The sequence below is a fragment of the Armatimonas sp. genome (assembly GCF_043757465.1).
Taxonomy (GTDB): Bacteria; Armatimonadota; Armatimonadia; order Armatimonadales; family Armatimonadaceae; genus Armatimonas.
On the sequence record NZ_JAYVPL010000010.1, the window covers coordinates 1 to 17437 of the forward strand.

Sequence of the window (17437 nt, forward strand, 5' to 3'; positions counted from 1 at the left end):
TTTATCCAGAGCGTCTATAATGCGTTGTCGAAGGTCGAGGGAGAGTGCTTTCATGCCGACAGGATACCTCGCCCGCCATACTTCTGACGAAGACTATAAAGAGTGTGGAATCGAAAAGGAAGTATGTTGCACACTAGTTTGTAGGTTGGAAGGTAGTGTACCTCCAGAATGTGCTCCTGATATCAGAAAAAAAACAGTTTGCGGCTCATCGGGAGAGGACGCCTGTAAAACAAAAAATAAAGATTGTCAATCTATGTGGGAAGACAATGTTGGTCATTGTAGGACATATATATCGCATGTTGATTGTTATAAGTGTAGTAAATGATCTCATTACGTAATTAAAAGGGATAAAAAAGTAATAAAAAATGAATGAAAGATGGAAGTAATTAAAAATCGGAGATTTAATTAAAATAGTAAAAATACCAAGCTATTATAATGAATATACTTACACTTATGACGAAAATATAAGCATTATAGATAAATATAAATATTTGATAGAGAATGATATATGTTTATTAGTGGGTAATATTGATGAATATGGGAATCCATGGGTGGAATTTGAGATAAATGAATTAGATATCGGAGTAGTATACTACTCTATGGGAGTGGGGCAATACGCTATGGCAGTTAATGCAGTCAATGATGATTCTTGGGAATATGCCCAAGAATGAGTCCGTAAAATATAAAGTAAGGGTTGTCGTAGAGTTTTGAACTGCTTCGTCCCCGTCTCATTCTCCGCTGCACATCGTGAAGAAATTAGTCAACTTTTAGAAATACAAATTTGAGGACGATTTTACATCACAAACCGACTCAGGACAAAGGTGAAATTGATTGGTTGCACTTTTTATCGCTCATGATGACTATTACTACCTTACGGAGAGCATCCACACTCTCCAAAGTAGACTACCTTCGTTCGTCTTCGTCAATCGCATTCCCTTCTTCGGCGAACCTGGAGATTGGCCGAAGACGGTAGAGGTAGTGGAAGCGGCGGGGGCGACGGTTATCGTAGGGGAGTGGCACGGGGAGATCGAGCACAGGACAGCAGCGGGGGAACATTTGCTTTCCCTTGGCTACACCCACGCCCTCCTCCCCGACGGAGACGAGATCATCGAACCACGCCTCCTCGACACACTCCTCAAGATCGCCGAGCACGACCTGGCCGACACTGTCTCGGTCTGCTGGGACACCTACTGGAAAACGCCACAGTACGTCATCCGCCCCAGAGAACCCTTTACCCCCTGCTACCTCGCCAACCTCAAAGTCGCCAAGCCCGTCGCAGGACACCAGTATCGGGGCGGCAGGCACCTGCACCTGGGCGAAGACTACGGCATCGTCCATCATCTTTCGTGGGTCGGGCCATATGAGTAGTGGAAGTAGTTGACGGACGCGGCGGGGTGGGCGATAATCAAGACATGACCAAACTCAAAGCAGGAGTGATCGGCGCAGGGGGGATGGGCTCGACCCACGCGCGGGGCTGGGCGAAGGCCGAGGGCTTCACGCTGGCAGCCATTGCGGATGTGGATTTTCCCAAGGCGGAGGCGCTGGCGAGCAAGCACGGCGCGAGTGCGTTTGGCTCCGTCGAGGCACTTTTTGCTTCGGGAGTAGAGGTGGTGAGTGTCTGTTTGCCCAGCGATCTGCACCGGAGCATCACCGAGCAGGCACTGGCGGCGGGCTGTCACGTGCTGTGCGAGAAGCCGATGGCGCTGAGCGTGACGGACTGCGACTCCATGATCACGGCGGCGAAGACGGCAGGGAGACTGCTCTCCGTGGCGCAGGTGGTGCGCTTTTTCCCGGAGTTCGCCAATGCCCATAGTCTCGTGAAAAATGGGGACGTTGGTAAGCCCGCTGTGATCCGAACACGGCGTGGTGGTGGCTTTCCTGGCTGGTCGAGCTGGTTTGGCGATCAGGCGCAGTCCGGCGGGATTCTCTTTGACCTCGCGGTGCATGACATTGACTGGTTGCTCTGGACGTTTGGCCCAGCGGAGCGGGTCTATGCCAAGGGCCTCACCGAGCGCGGCTTTGAGCGGCTTGACCACGCGCTTATCACGCTGCGTCACACCAGCGGCGCGATCAGCCACACGGAAGTGACCTGGGCCGATCCCAAGGGCGGCGGCGCGACTTTTGAGATCGCAGGCGACGCGGGGCTGCTCTCTCACGACTCCCGCAAAGAAGTCTCCCTGAGCTTCCGCACCGAGACACGCACCAGCACGGGGCGTCCGCTGATCCCCTCCGACGATCCCTACGACAAACAAATTGCGGCCTTTGCTCGTGCCATCACCCGCGGCGCCCTTCTGGCGGTGACGGCGGAAGAAGCCCGCGATGCCGTGGCAGTGGCTGCCGCCGCCCGAGAATCATTGAAGACTGGCCGCGCGATAACACTCTAAGGAAGTATGACGATGTTCTCCTCCAACGCCTACACCCGCCGCCGTCAGTACTTGGCCTTGGCTGGCCTGGTCGGAAGTACAGCGCTGACAAGTACTGCGCTGATACTCGGAGTGTTCACACTCACGCTCCGAGCTTTCCCACCTCCAAACTCCGCGAAAAGTGCACGGGGGCTACGGCGTGTTGCCACCCTGCAAATGAGAGGGCGCCCTACGGCGGTGGCGTACCTGAACAACGACCGTATGGTGGTCGCGCTGATGGACGAGGGAGTGCGCTCCTGGCTAGAGTTCCGCTCCGTGGGGGGGCGAGTGCTGGAGCGTACCGTTGAGGCAGGGCGCGCACCGATCTACTCGCTCCACGTGGCACCGAGTGGCAAGGAGCTGGTCTTTGCCACGGATCGTCCCGATGGTAAGCTCTACCGTTTAAACCTAACGAACTACCAGAGCCAAGTGCTCGCCACGGCACGCAACACGGGCAGCCCCTGGTGCCGCGCCGCCTACTCGCCTGATAGCCGAACGCTGGCGCTGCTTCAGGGCTACGATTATGTCACGCTACTAGACACCGCCACACTTCAGGAGCAGGGGCGCATTCCCTTGCAGCGGGAGCGAACCCCAACGCCGCAGGACTGCGCCGTGTCCGTGGCGTTCTCCCCGGACGGGCAGGAGCTTGCGCTTGGTGGGGTGATCTCCTTGCCAGAGCGTACAGGCGTGGTGCAGCTCTGGAACCTGGCGACCAAACGCCTGACCCAGACCTACCAGGGGTGTGGAATCAATGCGCTTGCCTTCTCCTCGGATGGCCAGTTTCTCGCCTCACGCAACGACTACGGTGGGGGCGAGGTACACGAGAGGCAAAGTGGTAGGATAGTGCAGCAGCTCAGGGCCGAAGAGGACGCTTCCTCCTGGATCGCTCACCCCGAAACTCGTGGTGGGACATTGCGTTTCATCCCTGGGACAAGTAAGATTATTATGGCAGGCGACGGGGAGGCGACGGTGACGGATGCACGTCTGGGCGGAAGCCAGGCAATTCTGCACACCTCGACCATGCCCACAGCACTCTCTCGGTACTACGGCGACTCCCATGCCGCCTGTTCGCCGGATGGCCAGTCTCTGGTACTCCATAGCCATCAGCAGCTCTTTATCTTTAAGCGAGGAAAGTGAAATATGTTCTCCCTCAACCTTTATACGCGTCGTCGCCAGCAAGGGGTTGCTCTTGTCGCGGCTCTCTCCGGAGTTCTCGTCGCCGTGCTGCTGGGGAGTCTTCCTCGGCAGGCCCAGCACTTCCGTCCCCGCCCAAAGGAGATTTCACAGGCTAGCTTTGGGCGAATCGCTCTCTCGCCGGATGGGACACGCCAGGTGGAGCTTATCGGAGGGCATGTGGTTTTCCGTGATCGCGCTACACAGAAGCTGCTGGCAGTCTATACGGACCATAATATTAAGGCAGTTCGTTTTACCCCAGGTGGCAGCGAGGTGCTTATTCATGTCCTGAGGACGCAGAGGACGCCCGGTACGGAGCTGCTACAGCTCTCTGACCAGGTGGTCGTGCTGGATCCTCTCACCGGACAGAAAAAAGGCGAAGGCCCCTTCACCCTGACGCGCTAAAAAGCGACACGGAGCAATGCAGTCCTCATGTTCTCTCTGAACCCTTACACCCGCCAGCGCCAGCAGAAAGCTGCGGCTCTCTTTGTAACCTCTGGTGTGGCCACAGCTCTGCTCCTTCAGAGCGGTGCGCCGCGTTGGCAGTGCGCACCCCTCCTGGAAAATGTTCCTTCTCTCATGGGGCAGATGGATTTCCAGAGGAGCGAGATTCGGGTACAGGACTGCAAATCCCATGCTTTTGTGCGGACGATTCCTGTGCCTGTGGATCCGGCAGTGGAAAGAGTGGCGGGAACCTCCTGCTCAAAGGGAATGATTGAAGTGCAGGTGGAACGAACCGTGGCCGACTATGGCACGCACTGGCTGACGTTTGATCTGGCAAGCGGAAAACTCTTGACGAGCGTGAAACGATAAACTATGCTGAAAATTGGAATTCTCTCGACGGCGCACATGCACGCGGGAGCCTATGTGGCGGGCCTGCGCGGCTCGACCGAGGCGCAAATTGTGGGGCTCTGGGACGACGACACCGTGCGCAAGGACGAGCGGGCGGCGGGCTTTGGGATCGCGGCCTACGAAACTCTGAATGGACTTCTGGATGCCTCCGACGCCGTGGTGATCTGCTCCGAAAATAGCAAGCACCGTGCGCTCACCGAGGCGGCGGCGGCGGCGGGTAAGCACGTGATCTCCGAGAAGCCGCTCGCGCCCAATGCCGACGACGCAAAGGCCATGGTGGATGTCTGCGCCAAAGCGAAGGTGAAGCTCTACACGGCGTTTCCCTGCCGCTTCTCCCCGGCCTTCTGGCAGCTCAAGAGTGTGGTTGAGAGTGGCGATCTAGGCGAGATTCTGGCGGCACGGTGTACGAACCAGGGAATGTGTCCGGGCGGCTGGTTCATTGACACCAAGCTCTCCGGCGGCGGTGCCGTGATGGACCACACGGTTCACGTCACGGACTTGCTGCGGACACTGCTCAAAGACGAAGCCCGCGAGGTCTACTGCGAGGCCAGCAACGGCTTCGCCCACTCGGACTACGACGATGCGGGGATCTCTACGATTACCTTTGAGAGCGGTGTTTATGCGAGTTTAGATGCCTCGTGGTCCCGCCCCAAGAGCTTTCCGACTTGGGGCAACGTGACGATGAGTGTGGTGGGCACCAAGGGCGTGATCGAGATGGACATGTTCGCCCAGGAGTCGGTGCTGTATTCGGATAAGACCAACAAAGTGAGCTACCAGAACTGGGGGAGTAATATAGACGCGGGAATGGTGACAGCGTTTGTGAAAGCCTGCCAAGGCGACGAAGCTTCCCATAACTTACTCGCTTCTGGCATAGATGGCCTGCGCGCCGTCGAGGTGGTCGAGGCGGCGTATAAAAGTGTGGCAACTAACCAGCCTGCGCTGGTGGTACGGAGATAACCATGCGCTCTCTTAAGCTGGCAGACTCCGCAGTCCAGGCGTGGCTAGCGGTGCTCCGTGGCTGGAGCCTGCGCGGCAATGAAATTGTTCGCACATTCGCGTTCCCCGACTTTGTCGCCGCGCTGCGCTTTGTCAACGCAATCGCCGAGGCCGCTGAAGCGGCTGACCATCATCCGGACATTGACATACGCTACAACAAAGTCACTCTGGCGCTCACCACTCACGACTCGGGAGGATTGACCGAGAAAGACTTTGCGCTGGCCGCGCAGGCCGATACACTAGCGACGTGAAGTTTACGGTTCTTGCCGCGCACGACGGTGTCGCCACGGTGGCCGGGTGGGAAAAGGCCATCGGGCAGTTTGTCGCGCTCAATGAGCCACTTTTGCGTTTGCGACAGAGCGACGGCACGGAGCTCTCAGTGAGTGCCTCTGTCTATGGCGTGCTCTTTAAAAAAGCCGTGCTTGAGGGCGAGGCTGTTGAGGCGGGGGAGCCTCTCGCCGTTCTGGCCGGAGTCACAGAACCCCAAACCCAAGTTCCCTCGGAAAGTTTCTCGGACTACGCTCCTGTCGGCCCCGAGACTCGGCTGACTCCCACCGTGCATGAGCAGCGCCTCGCGCGCCACCACGCCGCCGCACTGACTCTCATTCCACACCAGGTCACAGGGCTGCCTGCCGAGCTCTCCGAAGTGCGCCGCTTACAAGGGAAATCCGGCGCGAGCCTCACTGCCTTCCTCATTGCCGCTGTCGCTGCCGCACTGAAGGCCCACCCACGCTTCAACGCCGCATGGCTTGCCGCTGACGATATCCGGCTCCGGCACAACGTCAATATCTGCTTGCCACAGCAGGATGGCACGTTCCCGGTGCTTTTTGATGCCGATAGAAGAAGCGTTTTAGCTGTCTCTCGGGAGCTCGAAAATCTTGAGGCGCTTCCCACACGGGGCGCAACTTTTACCCTCACAGTGGGCAATGCGAGCACCCAAACACCGATTCTGCACACGCCCCAAGCCGCGCATCTCTATATTGGTTCCACAGGAATCCTCACCCTCGCCCACGACCCACGCCTCGCGGATAGCTTCGCCGCTGTTTTGCTGTTGCAGGAAATCCAGCGCAACCTAGAGGAAACACGCTTTTTGTTTGTTTAGACCCCTAGGCCCTTGATACGCCCGATCCGTTCCTGAATGCGCTTGATCTCGCTCTGCCGGTGGTGCACCCAGTCGTCCCAGAGCTTGCCGGTACTGGGGAGGCGCTCTTTGGCGATGGCAAGACCTTTGAGGGTATACTCAAACTGCTCGGCTAGAAGCGTACCCTGCTGGAAAACGGTGAGCTTGTAGCGGTGAGTCCAAGTGACAAACGGGCCTTCGACCTGTTGCAGAGCGAAGAGGCGTGGAGAGTCTAGCTCGCTCACGGTGGCCGTGATATCCCCCCACGGGCCGCCGCGAAAGAGCACGAGCGCCCCAACACTCTGCGCCACGCCCGTCGCCTCTTCTTTCTGATCGTCGGGGCAGACACGGGCGTAGTTGCTCAGATCTGTTATGAAGGCGAAGATAGCTTCCGGAGGGCGCTCGATATAGAGCTGGTACTGGCGGCGAATGGGTGAGGACACAGCTCCTATTTTATCCTATGTGATGCCGTAACCAACGGGAGCGAATTTCCGTCTCTGTTTCAGGATGAAATCTCTTGTATTTCTCGTCTCTCTGGCTGCTCTGGCGGCCTTTCCTGCACTTGCACAAGAGCAGGAGGTGCCGCGGCCCGCTACAGTCACAAAAGCGATTGCCGCGCCCCAAGTCACGCTGGAGGCTGGCCTGGAGCAGCTCGACTGGGATCCCGTGCGCCGGGGGGCACTGCTGCTGGTCGCGCCCAGTACGCTGCTACTCACAGGAAAGACCCCGCTCCCGCCTCCCCGCAGCGGCTACGGCCTGCCAGAGCTGGTGGGCTACTTCGAGCAGCAAGTGGTGCGCTTTTCCACCCTCACCACCGCCGGGCCAACCCAGATCACCGAGCTGCGCGTGCCCGATCGCATCGAGGATATGCAGCAGGATCTCTACCGCACCCGCTCGCCCCACGCCTTTCTGGCGAGCCTCAGTCCGAGCCAGATGCAGCAGGCCGCCGGAGCGCAGGGTATCGGCTACGCCGAGCTGAGTGATGCGCGACAGAGGGCACTCTGGGAGAAGCTATTTCCCCCGAACCTGGACTTTCGTGGGAGCAGTGCCGTGCCCCCCGCAATGGCCGCCGGGCAGACCCCTTGGTATGGCAAGCAAAGTCTTCCCGTGCTCTCCGTGGGCACCCAGCGGACGTTTCGGATTCGGGTTCGTTGCGACCTGATTCTTTTGGCACAGCCGGGAAACTACAGTGTCTCCCTGAGCGATCCGCCCAGCGGATTTGTCCAGGTGGCACTGCGAGCGCTTCCCGTCTCTCCCGACAAGCTTGATGCGTACCAGCGTGAGCAGGCTAAGACGAAAACGGGCACGCAAAAAGTGTTGTACCGCCGTCCGCCCTCGGATCTGGATCTCTCTCAGGAACGCTTTTCGGTTCCTCTCTCACTGGCCGATGCAAAAACGGTGGGCGACGTGGTGCAGAGGGCGGCAAAAGCGCTTCGGCTGGAGCTCTACGCCGATGCGCGGCTGGCAAGTCAGTCGGTATTTATTCGAATTGCACCGGGGCAGAGTGTGAGCGCAGCCGACGCGCTGAACGCGATCTTGCGGGCGAGTGCGACCACGATTCGACGCTTACAGGCCGGGCAGAGTGCTGCTTTTCTGATTACTCATGACCGGGTGCCGCTAGGTAATACTTCCGTCACGCTCTTTGATGGGATCTTGCCCCAGGAGATGGGCAAGATGCAAGAGCAGATGTCCGATGACAAGGCCCAGAAGCTAGCACTGGGGAAGCTGCGGCAGGCAAAACTGCTCACGACACTGCCGTGCGCGGCGGGGGCAGGTGCCTCGGAGAATGTTTGGCAAGCAGCGCTGGAGGGCAAAGATACCAAGTTTCCTCTTGCGGCGCTACCCGGTGATGCGAAGGGGAAGATTGAGGCTGCCTGGTCAGCGCGTCAGGGACGGCCTGGCCCAGACGGGGTTCCACCGCCTGCCGCCCCCCAGAGTGCGCTGCCAAAGTTGAGAATAAACGTCCAGGTGCTCTGCCCGGCACTGGGCGAGGCGCAGCTCAGTGTCCTCACACTAAGCGATCTGACACCACAGCCGGAGATACCTCTGGTGAAGCTCTCGGAGACGATCAAGACACGCGGCCTGCGCGTTCGCTCGCCCAAAACACGGGAGGAGGCGAAGCAGCTTCTGGCGATGTGTCAGGCGCGGGGGGTGACGGTGCTCTATGTGGCGCTCTCGGGCGATGCCAACGACGACCGAGGAGTGAGCCTGCTCTCTGCGGAAAAAGACGCTCTGCCGCTGGTGCCGACTCTCTCACCGCTCATGCCCGCCCCCACCGACACCCAGCGCGAGCGGGATGTCAGTGTGACAGGCCGCACGGCCTCTGAGATGGCACAGGGCCGCCCGGCGCTCAGTGCTATCGCGCAGATCATGCCCTTTATCGTGCCCCTTTTTGAGCAGATCACGCACCTGGATGCCCTCACCCCTGAGGCTGTCCCGGTGGATCGTTTCGCGGAGCGGGTAGCGCGTCTGGCGGCTCTACCAGGGGTCACGCAGATCGGCCTGCATGACTTGGCGGCACTGGGCTATGTTAGCGCGAGTGGACGGGGGCTGGAAACCCTCTGGACCGGCGGCTACAGTGTGTCGGAGCGGCTGGCATTTTTGCGCACGCAGGGGATAGACCCGTCAGATTTTTTAGAGGTCAATAGCTTCCCCAACACGGGGGAGTTCTCTTTGCCTTTTTTCAGTAACAGCGAGCAAAATGCCTCTCTCCAGACCGCCTGGAACGAGCGCCGCAAGGCCCGTGCCACGCAGCTTCGCAAGCGCCTGGAAGCCGCATTTCAAACCGCCCGAATCTCCAAGCCCTTGATGCAAATGGGCGGTGGTTTTGTGATGATGGGCAATCAGCAATGGAAGAGCTGGAAGGGGGTGGCGGGGCCACTAAATATTTCCTACTGGGAAGCTCTCACAGGCGGCGATGGAGATAGCCTGGACGAGACAGCCACGATCCGAAAATGGCTGGCACAGCGTCTGGAGCGCAAGGCGGCACCCTCTGAGGAAAACGCATTTCCCGACTTTTTTGCTAGCCTCCCTCCCGCCGGTTTCGTCTACGATCTCTCAGACGTTCCTCTGGCACAGGCACTCGTCTTGCTGGAGGCGATCATCGCGCCCAAAAACTGATCCAGCGCGTCGCGGCCATGGCCTGGAGTGAGTGGAAGCGCACCGAGGCCACCGTGGTTTTGTGTGTCGGGCCACCAGCGCATGACTTTGCCGGGGTAGAGCGCGACGGCGGCAAGCGTGCCAGGAATGGCATCACGGTAGGCGTGCATCGTGAGAATATCCTCGGTGAGGGCATCGTGCTGGTCCGTGAGTCGGTACTTGGCATCGAAGTGGATGCGGGTCTTACCAAGCTCCAGCGTAATGTCTGGGCGCACGGGGCGTGTCCAAGTGGCGAGTGTCGGGTTGTAGGTCAGGCAGAGTTTGGGGGTTTCGAGACGTAGCTCTGTGCCACGTCGCAGAGTGAGTGCGGTACCATCGCCAGTAGGCGTCAGGAGCTTCTCGTAGGGCAGGGCGACACCAAACGCCGCCTCCACCGCCTCCGCGACTTCAAAGAAGCACCAGTACTCGTAGAGGGTGGCGACATCCCGTCTTCCTGCACCAAAGGCAGCTTGTCCACCGTCCCAGCTCAGCTGGAGTGCCTGCTGCGCCGCCAGCCAGGTTTTATAGAACTCGCGGTAGCCGCTGCGCCGTTGCCAGAGCCTGCTGGAGACGGGAATCTGTGTCAGTGGCCCGACCTCAGCAAACATCGGGTGGGCGAGTGCGCTGTCTAGTGGCCGTGCCAACCACTGCCCCTCTCTCTTCAAGCGCTCCGTGACACTGCACGCCTCCAGAGACTGAAGGAGCTGGCGCAGTGCCTGCTGGACAAAGCGGTTCTCCGGCGTGTTGCAGGTCTCGGCGGGGCGTGTGTGTGGCAGCTCGTGGGGCACCGTGACAAAGCCCCGCTGCGCGAGAGGGTGCCTGGCAGGAACGGGCTGGCGGGGTGTTGCCGTGGCGAGCCAGCGCACCGCGCTCGGAGTGAGCCGCCGGGCTCGGTTCAGTGGCTCCTGCTCGGCCTCTGGGTAGAGTACTCGGTGTGGATCGGAGAGAATGCGGCTGAGGCCATGCTGGAACTCCCCGCTCTCGAGTAAGCCACGCAAGAGAAAAAAGCGCTCCGTGAGTCGGGCGGGATCGGGCTGCTCCGTGGGAACCATCGGCGATGTTACCTCAGTGTGCTGCCGCAAGAGTAAGTCCGTGGCGCGGCATGCGATGGCCTCGAGCATAAGACGAAAGTCCTCGCGGTAGGAGAGCTTGGCGGAGACGATCTCTATTCCGACGCTTGCGTGTGGTCTGCCGGTCTCATCCTCCAGCACAAGTGTCAGCAAGCCCGCCTCGTTGCCTGCCGTGAGTGTTCCCGAGTGAGGGTTTGCGCGGTGCCGCCGCACCGGCCCGCCCTCACGGAGCCGCCAGTTTTTCGGAGCGCCTGAAAGCGCCCACTCCACGACTCCGTTCTCGCGAAGCTGGATGCTTTCTTCGCCAAATGCGGCGGCCTCCGTGGAAGAAATAGAGCGGAGAGCGTCGCCGTAGAGACGGAGGCTGGCGTGGCCGAGGGCGAGAGGGTCTCTATTCAAACGTGTAGCCTCCGAAGCCATCTCGGAGAAGTCGGGCCTGGAGGGTGCGTAGGGCGGTGGCGGTCTGGGGCCAGTTTTCGGCTTCCGCGAGCGTGAGCAGGGCATCGAGCGCGGGCGCGAGGCGGCGCTGGGAGCCGTGCAGGCGAGGAAGAATCTTGAGGCAGAGGGCGGTATCCAAGCCTCTCCCCTGGCCCTCGCTGGGCGGGGGAATCAGCTGGTCGTAGGCGGCGCAGAAGCGCAGAATCTCAGTGGCGGTGCGCAGGCCGAAACCAAAATCATGGGCTGCCAGTGTCTCACTGAGGCGTATCAGAGTCGCAGTTTCCTGCCACTTACCTCCCGCGCGAGGCGAGAGTAGGGCGGCTCCCCAGACATTTCCTTGACCGGCCAGTCGCTCTGGGCGAACCGGCGTGGGATTCTCTAAGAGCGCGGCGAGGCTGGAGCCATCAAAAGTAAGGACACTGGCGCGGTCAAGAACTTTGGGAGAGAGCGGGTGCGTGGTTTCGTCTAGGTTTACCGTGCCGATGAGAAAGAGATTGCGCGGCCAGGGAAGCGTTTCTGGAGGAACTCCCCCGAGAAAGATCGCCTCGCCGGACTCCATCGCCGAGAGCAGATCCGCCCCGTAGCGCTCGATGGGGCTGAGATTGAGTTCATCGAGAATCAGAAAATGGGGTACCTCGGGCTGCTGGTTGGCGGAGTGTAGAAGCTCTAGCGTGGGTGTGGTGATGTAGCGGCTTGGGTCGAGAGCGTCCGGGTAGCCGAGCAGGGGATCGCGGCTTGTCCAGTCCGGCCCCACTGCGACAAGCGCGTAGGGCGCCCCGAGCCAGCGCGCCAGTGCCTGTGCGAGCCGCGTCTTGCCTGAGCCGGAGAGCCCGGCCAAGATCACAAAGGGCTTGGCGAGTAGGGCGGCAAAGAACGCCGTCAAGCGCTCCTCCGTGTAGATTAGCCCGGCAGTGGCGCAGGCGGCGCGAAACGCGGGCACGAGGTTCGAGAGCGCATCGGTGCTTGTCTGGTAAAGAGTGGAGGGTTCGTTCACCCTTGTTGCAGGTTTGATGGGGCTGGGCTTGCGACCCTTGCGGCGGTAGATCGGCTCGGGCTGATCCTCCGTGAGCAGCTCGGTGTAGAGGCGCAGGCTCTCGCGTAGGTGGGCCAGAAACGCTTCACTATCGAGTGTCTCGGTGAAGAACTCTTGTGGGTTGTGAAACGCATCGTTGAAGCGGTAGGTGGGGCTGTCCACATCCAGTGCATTTTCAGGGAGCGGCGTTCGTTTCTGGGTACTAAGCAACACTTCCGGAGGGTGCGTCGCGGACTTCATGATCCCTGCGACCAGCCCATGCCCGTTCGGCTCGATACTCACTGCGACATAGAAGCCCTCCTGCACTTTTTGCTCCGGCCCCAGAATGCAGAGCCAGGGCACTTTGACAGGCTTACCCCGCCCGATGGAGACTTCGAGAGTGAAGGGCAGAAAAAACTCGGGGAGCAGCTTGCGCGTTAGCTCCTCTTTGAGTGCCAGGAGCGCTGCAAGAGTCGCCAGCACGCGCGGGTCTTTGGTGGTCGTGGCGACGGGTGGCACGTTCCAGGCCGCGCGGCTCTGGCAGAGGGTATGGAGGAGGTTAGCGAGGTTCATGGGGCCTCAAAAACAAAAACAGCGACCGCACCATCTCCTGGTGGATCGCTTTTGTCTGACTGACTATGGATATAGTATAGCACGTCAGAGGTTGTTTTTGCTACTCTCTTTCAAGAGTAATTATAGCTGTTTTCTTTTATATTTGTTCTATTTTTTGTATATATGGCCGTTTTTGCGGCAGGTAAACAGTGTTGGTTTCAATTGAATTGCTATTTCATGTCTCACATTTGTCTCATTGTTTTATACGACATCGCGTCGTGAACCGACCGAAGGGGGCTCTAGTATGCGCTTTTGCCGCTCCGTGAGATCGGTGTAGTCCGCAGCGCTCGGGTAGTGTTGGCTCCAGGCGGAGTGGCCAGGGCTAAATTTATACAGTAGGGCGCGGCGCTCGTGCGATGCGGTCCAGGGGGCGGTGCCATGGATCAGTGCCTCGGTGAAGAAAAGCGCGTCGCCTGCCTCCACTTCGGGCTGGATAACGTAGTGTGGGTGGCGCTTCAGGCCGCGCACGTCTTCGGGGAGGCTATTCGGGACGTTGGACTTATGGCTGCCAGGGACGCATAAAAAGCCACCGTCGCCTGCTCTTGCGGGGGCGAGAAAGTACGTGATTACACAAAGTCCGTTGCGAATCTTGCCGTCGTGGCGGAACTTGTACCAATGATCACCCTCGTGGCCCTCGCCGCCGTGTAAGCCGCCTCCGCCTGCACCCTCGCGCATGAAGATGCAGTAGTCGTGATCCAGGCGGAACTTCTCATCAATAAGTGCTGTGAGGTAGGGGACAATCTTGGGATGATCCATTAAATTCTGCGCGGGCTTTCCCCATGTGGAGCACCGCGTTCGCCGGTCAAGCTTGCCATCGTTCTGGTAGGCGAACTTCTCATCCGCGAGAGCGTTCAGCTCAGCAACTTCGTCTGTGCTCAGCACATTTTTGATAAGCAGGTAGCCTTGCAGGTCCACCAGGAACTTTTCTTCGTCCGTCATCGTGCCTCCAAAAACAAAAACAGCGATCACACCCCGTTTGGTGGATCGCTTATCTTCCCAGTTTCCCGGGTGACTATGAGTATAGTATAGCATGCTTTAGTGAGAATTCGCTAGCAGAATAACGTTATATATTTTGTTGTATTATTTAGATATTGTGAGGTATTTAACGTATTATGATTGATTTATTTTAAGTTATTAAGTTAGGAGCCTTTATTACTCTTTTATCTTTGTCTCGGATTTGTCTCGTAATTTTTGCACTGCCTCCTTCCTTTCGGAAAGGAGGCAGGAGGAGCGAATTAGAATCGAAGGCCGATTCCTAGCTGGGCGTGGCTGGTATTGATCTTGCTCGTCCCCAGTGTAGCCTGACCGACGAACGTGTAGCCTAGCTCACCAAAGTAGCGCTTGCCGAAGTCCTGGCCGACAAAGACACGGCCCCCGAAGGTGCCTTTTTCGGTGGTGGTGGTCACGGTTGTGTCACCGGTCTTCACGGCGGATGAGGTTGTGAGGCCGTAGCCACCAACACCCATGCCGTAATAGAGTGCCGTGTTCGATGCCGCATGTGCTCGGTACTGAACGCCGAAGCCATGGGCACCCTGGTTGGTCATGGTCGTGCCACCCCCCGTGGAACTGTTGCGCTCCCGGCCTCGCATGACTCCATCGCTGTAGAGGCCCCAGGTTCCGTTGCCCACGTGCCCCAGGTCATAGCTGATCCCCCCACTCTGGGCGATGCTGCCCACGAAACTCTTGCCGCTCGTTGCCGTCAGAAACCCGGCACCCACTTGCGCACGCCAGCGCCTTGTTTTTGTCTCCTGCGCCTGTGCTCCTGTTGCCAGTAATGTAATTGTCACTGTCAGTAAAATTAACTTGTTCATCTTTATTTCATTCTCCTAGATTTTTTCGTGCTATCCTTTGGCTTATGCGTCCGCTTCTTGTACGGCGTGGAAGTACGCATCTTCCAGATCGGCGGCAATGGCCTCAAAGCCCTCGCCTGGATCGGTGGATTGGTAGACCGTGATCACGGGCTTTCCTGCGATGAGCCTGCGTGAGATGATTTTGTAGCGTGCCTCGTACTCGGTGAGCTCGTCTTTGCCGATCACCTTGCGCCAGACACTGCCCGTCACGCGCTGGATGACGTCCTCCGGGTTACCTTGTGCGACCACACGTCCCCTGGCAAGAATTGCCATGCGCTCGCAGAGCTCCCGAACATCCTCGACGATATGGGTGGAGAGGATCACGGTCGCGCCCTCGCCGACTTCCGCGAGCAAGTTGAGAAATCTATTGCGCTCCGTGGGGTCCAAGCCCGCCGTGGGCTCGTCCACGATGATCACTGTGGGGTTGGCCAGGAGCGCTACCGCGATCCCGAGGCGCTGCTTCATGCCGCCCGAGTAGCCACCGACGGTTTTCTTGCGTGCGTCCCAGAGATTCACTTGCGCCAGTAATCCCTCGACCACAGCCTTGCGCTCCTTGCCGTTGCTGAGCCCCTTGAGAGTCGCAAAGTGATCGAGCGTCGCCTCGCCTGAGAGCGTGGGATAGAAACCGAACTCCTGCGGAAGATAACCCAAAGTCGTGCGCATCGCTTCTTTATTTTTTAGTGTATCCACACCGTCAAGCTGAATACTCCCCGTGTCGGGCTCTTGTAGTGTCGCAATCGTGCGCATCAGCGACGACTTGCCCGCGCCGTTGGGGCCGAGCAGGCCGAAGAGCCCGTGGGGAATGCTTAGGGTGACGCCATCCAGAGCGCGTACGCCGTTGGGGTAGGTCTTGGTCAGGTTTTCAATTTCCAATGCCATGTCAGTGTTATACTGCACCTTGTGGTAAAGAGAGATGTCATTGTGGTAGGTGGGGGCGCGGCGGGGATGCTCGCGGCGTGGAGGGCGGCATCGCTTGGTGCGTCCGTGACCTTGTTGGAGAAGAAAAATCGGCTGGGAACCAAGATTCTGATCTCGGGTGGCGGCAAGTGCAACTTGACCCACGCGGGCGAGATGGAGGAGATCCGAAGGCAGTTTCGCAGCAACGAGGCGAGTTTTCTGAAGCCGTCGTTCTATCGGTTCACGAACGACGATTTTTTAGAGCTGCTTACTAGTGAGGGTCTAAAGGTCTACACCCGCCCCGATGGCCGCATCTTCCCAGTGCCACCCACCGATGCCAAAGACGTGGTCGAGGTTCTGGAGCGCCAGGTGCGCAGTGTCGGCGTGAAAATCCGCCTCGACTGCCCCGTGGAGAAAATCCTGATTGAGGACGGTGCGGTGACAAGTGTGCAAGTGAACGGCAAGGCTCTGCCCTGCACTCGGCTGATTGTGGCTGTTGGTGGCTCGTCGTTTCCGGGTACGGGCTGCACGGGCGATGGCTGGAAGTGGCTGACGGAGCTAGGACACACGATTGTGAAACTCACGGCGGCGCTCGCTCCGCTCTATCTCGATCCCACACCTCCTGAAGAGTGGAGCGGGGTCGCGCTTCGGGACTGCGTCTTGCGTGCCCGAAAACTCCACCCCGACGGTAGTACGGGTAAGGAGCGCATGCACTGGCGCGGCGATCTACTCTTTACGCACAAAGGCGTCTCCGGCCCCACCGCCCTGGGCGTCTCCCGCGAAGTCGCCGAGGCCCTCCCCGAGGACTCCACGGTCGAAGTGGATCTCTACCCCGACGAGAGCTTTGAGCAAGTGGCAACGCGGCTTAGGGTTCAGGCACAGCAGAACTCCAAACGCACTTTACTCTGGCTGGTCGAAGACGCGCCGCTTCCCGAGCGCCTGCGTAAGCCGCTGCTAGAGTCTGCAAGACTTGACCCCGCAGCAAAGTGTGCCCAACTTAATGCCAAAGACCGTAATCGGCTGGCAAGTACGCTTAAAGGCTGGCAGGTAGGCCGCGTCCGCGCCGTTCCGTTGGAGCGTGGCGAGGTCGTGGCGGGCGGCGTTGCGCTCGACGAAGTGGACTCCAAAACCATGGCGAGCAAGAAGATCAAGGGCCTCTATCTCTGCGGCGAAGTGCTGGATATCGCCGGTCCCGTTGGTGGCTACAATCTGCAAGCTGCTTGGTCTACGGGTGTCGTGGCGGGAGACAGCGCCGCCAAAGATGCCGTAGAATAGAGCCACTATGACAACCATTGCTACTCCCACCGCACTGCCAATATTAACCGCTGCGCCTCGGAAGAAACTCTGGACGCGGGACGAGGCTCGTTTTATTCAAAACAGCGGCTTGCTTGATGATGGTCCGTATGAACTTATTGAAGGAGAATTGTTACTCAAAGTGCCAAAAAATGAGCCGCATGTCTTCTCTACCGCGATGGCCCGAAACTGGGCGGAGGGAGCTTTTGGAGCACTTTTCGTGCGTTCTCAAGATCCCGTTGCCTTAGACGAGCATAACGACCCTGAGCCCGATGTGGTCGTGCTCTCAAAAACCATGCGTGAGTACTTGGCACTGGGAACACCGCCCGTTGAGGACGTTCGCTTGCTGATAGAAGTCTCCGACAGCACGCTGGAGTTTGACTTGAACCGCAAGGCCACGCTCTACGCCCATGCAGGAGTTGTCGAATACTGGGTTCTCGATCTTCCCAACCGCCGCCTGCATATCCACCTCGACCCCTCGGAGGGCGGCTACAATCGCGTCCTCATTCTAGCAGAGTCCCAGAGTATCGCCCCGCTCGCAAACCCCGATGCACAAGTCATTGTCAGCGCCTTGCTTCCCTGAT

Annotated in this window: 18 protein-coding genes; 12 read left to right on the top strand and 6 right to left on the bottom strand. The window is 58.9% G+C overall.

Going from position 1 to position 17437, the window contains the following annotated elements:
* Nucleotides 1–491: 491 nt before the first annotated feature.
* The 9 genes from ACH2ED_RS01570 (at nucleotide 492) to ACH2ED_RS01610 (ending at nucleotide 6525) form a co-directional block, all read left to right on the top strand.
* The gene (locus tag ACH2ED_RS01570; RefSeq protein ID WP_395088436.1) at nucleotides 492–671 is read left to right on the top strand and encodes a hypothetical protein; all 180 of its coding nucleotides are present in this window, start codon (nucleotides 492–494) and stop codon (nucleotides 669–671) included.
* 160 nt (nucleotides 672–831) lie between these two features.
* Nucleotides 832–1368, top strand: coding sequence for a hypothetical protein (locus ACH2ED_RS01575; RefSeq protein ID WP_395088437.1), 537 nt, complete (start codon nucleotides 832–834; stop codon nucleotides 1366–1368).
* 44 nt (nucleotides 1369–1412) lie between these two features.
* Nucleotides 1413–2384 carry a Gfo/Idh/MocA family protein gene (locus ACH2ED_RS01580; protein ID WP_395088438.1) on the top strand — a complete coding sequence of 324 codons (972 nt, stop codon included), beginning with the start codon at nucleotides 1413–1415 and terminating at the stop codon, nucleotides 2382–2384.
* 12 nt (nucleotides 2385–2396) lie between these two features.
* Nucleotides 2397–3539 (top strand): WD40 repeat domain-containing protein, encoded by a 1143-nt coding sequence (locus ACH2ED_RS01585; RefSeq protein WP_395088439.1) that lies wholly within the window; start codon nucleotides 2397–2399, stop codon nucleotides 3537–3539.
* 3 nt (nucleotides 3540–3542) lie between these two features.
* Nucleotides 3543–3980 carry a hypothetical protein gene (locus ACH2ED_RS01590; protein ID WP_395088440.1) on the top strand — a complete coding sequence of 146 codons (438 nt, stop codon included), beginning with the start codon at nucleotides 3543–3545 and terminating at the stop codon, nucleotides 3978–3980.
* Between the two features lie 27 nt (nucleotides 3981–4007).
* Nucleotides 4008–4388 carry a hypothetical protein gene (locus ACH2ED_RS01595; protein WP_395088441.1) on the top strand — a complete coding sequence of 127 codons (381 nt, stop codon included), beginning with the start codon at nucleotides 4008–4010 and terminating at the stop codon, nucleotides 4386–4388.
* 3 nt (nucleotides 4389–4391) lie between these two features.
* Nucleotides 4392–5384 carry a Gfo/Idh/MocA family protein gene (locus ACH2ED_RS01600; protein ID WP_395088442.1) on the top strand — a complete coding sequence of 331 codons (993 nt, stop codon included), beginning with the start codon at nucleotides 4392–4394 and terminating at the stop codon, nucleotides 5382–5384.
* A 2-nt stretch (nucleotides 5385–5386) separates the two neighbouring features.
* On the top strand, nucleotides 5387–5674 hold the full coding sequence (locus tag ACH2ED_RS01605) for a 4a-hydroxytetrahydrobiopterin dehydratase (protein WP_395088443.1): 288 nt from the start codon (nucleotides 5387–5389) through the stop codon (nucleotides 5672–5674).
* On the top strand, nucleotides 5671–6525 hold the full coding sequence (locus ACH2ED_RS01610) for a 2-oxo acid dehydrogenase subunit E2 (RefSeq protein WP_395088444.1): 855 nt from the start codon (nucleotides 5671–5673) through the stop codon (nucleotides 6523–6525). The genes ACH2ED_RS01605 and ACH2ED_RS01610 overlap by 4 nt, the downstream gene beginning before the upstream one ends.
* Here ACH2ED_RS01610 and ACH2ED_RS01615 read toward each other — a convergent pair.
* On the bottom strand, nucleotides 6522–6986 hold the full coding sequence (locus ACH2ED_RS01615) for a hypothetical protein (protein ID WP_395088445.1): 465 nt from the start codon (nucleotides 6984–6986) through the stop codon (nucleotides 6522–6524). The genes ACH2ED_RS01610 and ACH2ED_RS01615 overlap by 4 nt on opposite strands.
* Nucleotides 6987–7050: 64 nt before the next feature.
* Between ACH2ED_RS01615 and ACH2ED_RS01620 the strand changes: the two genes are divergently transcribed.
* Nucleotides 7051–9663 carry a hypothetical protein gene (locus tag ACH2ED_RS01620; RefSeq protein WP_395088446.1) on the top strand — a complete coding sequence of 871 codons (2613 nt, stop codon included), beginning with the start codon at nucleotides 7051–7053 and terminating at the stop codon, nucleotides 9661–9663.
* Here the strand turns inward: ACH2ED_RS01620 and ACH2ED_RS01625 are convergent.
* The 5 genes from ACH2ED_RS01625 to ACH2ED_RS01645 all read right to left on the bottom strand — a co-directional run bounded on the left by ACH2ED_RS01625 (nucleotide 9591) and on the right by ACH2ED_RS01645 (nucleotide 15542).
* Nucleotides 9591–11150: a DUF2357 domain-containing protein gene (locus ACH2ED_RS01625; protein WP_395088447.1), complete on the bottom strand. Its 1560-nt coding sequence runs from the start codon at nucleotides 11148–11150 to the stop codon at nucleotides 9591–9593. The two genes, ACH2ED_RS01620 and ACH2ED_RS01625, sit on opposite strands and share 73 nt — an antisense overlap.
* Entirely contained in the window at nucleotides 11143–12774 is a 1632-nt protein-coding gene (locus ACH2ED_RS01630) for an McrB family protein (RefSeq protein ID WP_395088448.1), read from the bottom strand. Before ACH2ED_RS01630 ends, ACH2ED_RS01625 begins: the two co-directional genes overlap by 8 nt.
* 240 nt (nucleotides 12775–13014) lie before the next feature.
* Complete coding sequence (locus tag ACH2ED_RS01635) at nucleotides 13015–13752, bottom strand: phytanoyl-CoA dioxygenase family protein (protein WP_395088449.1); 738 nt, start codon at nucleotides 13750–13752, stop codon at nucleotides 13015–13017.
* Nucleotides 13753–14048: 296 nt separating this feature from the next.
* Nucleotides 14049–14624 carry a hypothetical protein gene (locus tag ACH2ED_RS01640; protein WP_395088450.1) on the bottom strand — a complete coding sequence of 192 codons (576 nt, stop codon included), beginning with the start codon at nucleotides 14622–14624 and terminating at the stop codon, nucleotides 14049–14051.
* Nucleotides 14625–14666: 42 nt separating this feature from the next.
* Nucleotides 14667–15542: an ABC transporter ATP-binding protein gene (locus ACH2ED_RS01645; protein ID WP_395088451.1), complete on the bottom strand. Its 876-nt coding sequence runs from the start codon at nucleotides 15540–15542 to the stop codon at nucleotides 14667–14669.
* Nucleotides 15543–15563: 21 nt separating this feature from the next.
* Here ACH2ED_RS01645 and ACH2ED_RS01650 point away from each other — a divergent pair, with 21 nt between their 5' ends.
* Together ACH2ED_RS01650 and ACH2ED_RS01655 are read left to right on the top strand one after the other, a co-directional pair.
* The gene (locus tag ACH2ED_RS01650) at nucleotides 15564–16835 is read left to right on the top strand and encodes an NAD(P)/FAD-dependent oxidoreductase (RefSeq protein WP_395088452.1); all 1272 of its coding nucleotides are present in this window, start codon (nucleotides 15564–15566) and stop codon (nucleotides 16833–16835) included.
* 7 nt (nucleotides 16836–16842) lie between these two features.
* Complete coding sequence (locus ACH2ED_RS01655; RefSeq protein WP_395088453.1) at nucleotides 16843–17436, top strand: Uma2 family endonuclease; 594 nt, start codon at nucleotides 16843–16845, stop codon at nucleotides 17434–17436.
* Nucleotide 17437: the final 1 nt, after the last annotated feature.

Excerpts from the sequence above, each read along its gene's own strand:
- ACH2ED_RS01580 (WP_395088438.1), top strand. The coding sequence starts at position 1,413 with ATGACCAAACTCAAAGCAGGAGTGATCGGCGCAGGGGGGATGGGCTCG.
- ACH2ED_RS01585 (WP_395088439.1), top strand. The coding sequence starts at position 2,397 with ATGTTCTCCTCCAACGCCTACACCCGCCGCCGTCAGTACTTGGCCTTG.
- ACH2ED_RS01590 (WP_395088440.1), top strand. The coding sequence starts at position 3,543 with ATGTTCTCCCTCAACCTTTATACGCGTCGTCGCCAGCAAGGGGTTGCT.
- ACH2ED_RS01595 (WP_395088441.1), top strand. The coding sequence starts at position 4,008 with ATGTTCTCTCTGAACCCTTACACCCGCCAGCGCCAGCAGAAAGCTGCG.
- ACH2ED_RS01600 (WP_395088442.1), top strand. The coding sequence starts at position 4,392 with ATGCTGAAAATTGGAATTCTCTCGACGGCGCACATGCACGCGGGAGCC.
- ACH2ED_RS01605 (WP_395088443.1), top strand. The coding sequence starts at position 5,387 with ATGCGCTCTCTTAAGCTGGCAGACTCCGCAGTCCAGGCGTGGCTAGCG.
- ACH2ED_RS01620 (WP_395088446.1), top strand. The coding sequence starts at position 7,051 with ATGAAATCTCTTGTATTTCTCGTCTCTCTGGCTGCTCTGGCGGCCTTT.
- ACH2ED_RS01630 (WP_395088448.1), bottom strand. The coding sequence starts at position 12,774 with ATGAACCTCGCTAACCTCCTCCATACCCTCTGCCAGAGCCGCGCGGCC.
- ACH2ED_RS01635 (WP_395088449.1), bottom strand. The coding sequence starts at position 13,752 with ATGACGGACGAAGAAAAGTTCCTGGTGGACCTGCAAGGCTACCTGCTT.
- ACH2ED_RS01640 (WP_395088450.1), bottom strand. The coding sequence starts at position 14,624 with ATGAACAAGTTAATTTTACTGACAGTGACAATTACATTACTGGCAACA.
- ACH2ED_RS01645 (WP_395088451.1), bottom strand. The coding sequence starts at position 15,542 with ATGGCATTGGAAATTGAAAACCTGACCAAGACCTACCCCAACGGCGTA.
- ACH2ED_RS01655 (WP_395088453.1), top strand. The coding sequence starts at position 16,843 with ATGACAACCATTGCTACTCCCACCGCACTGCCAATATTAACCGCTGCG.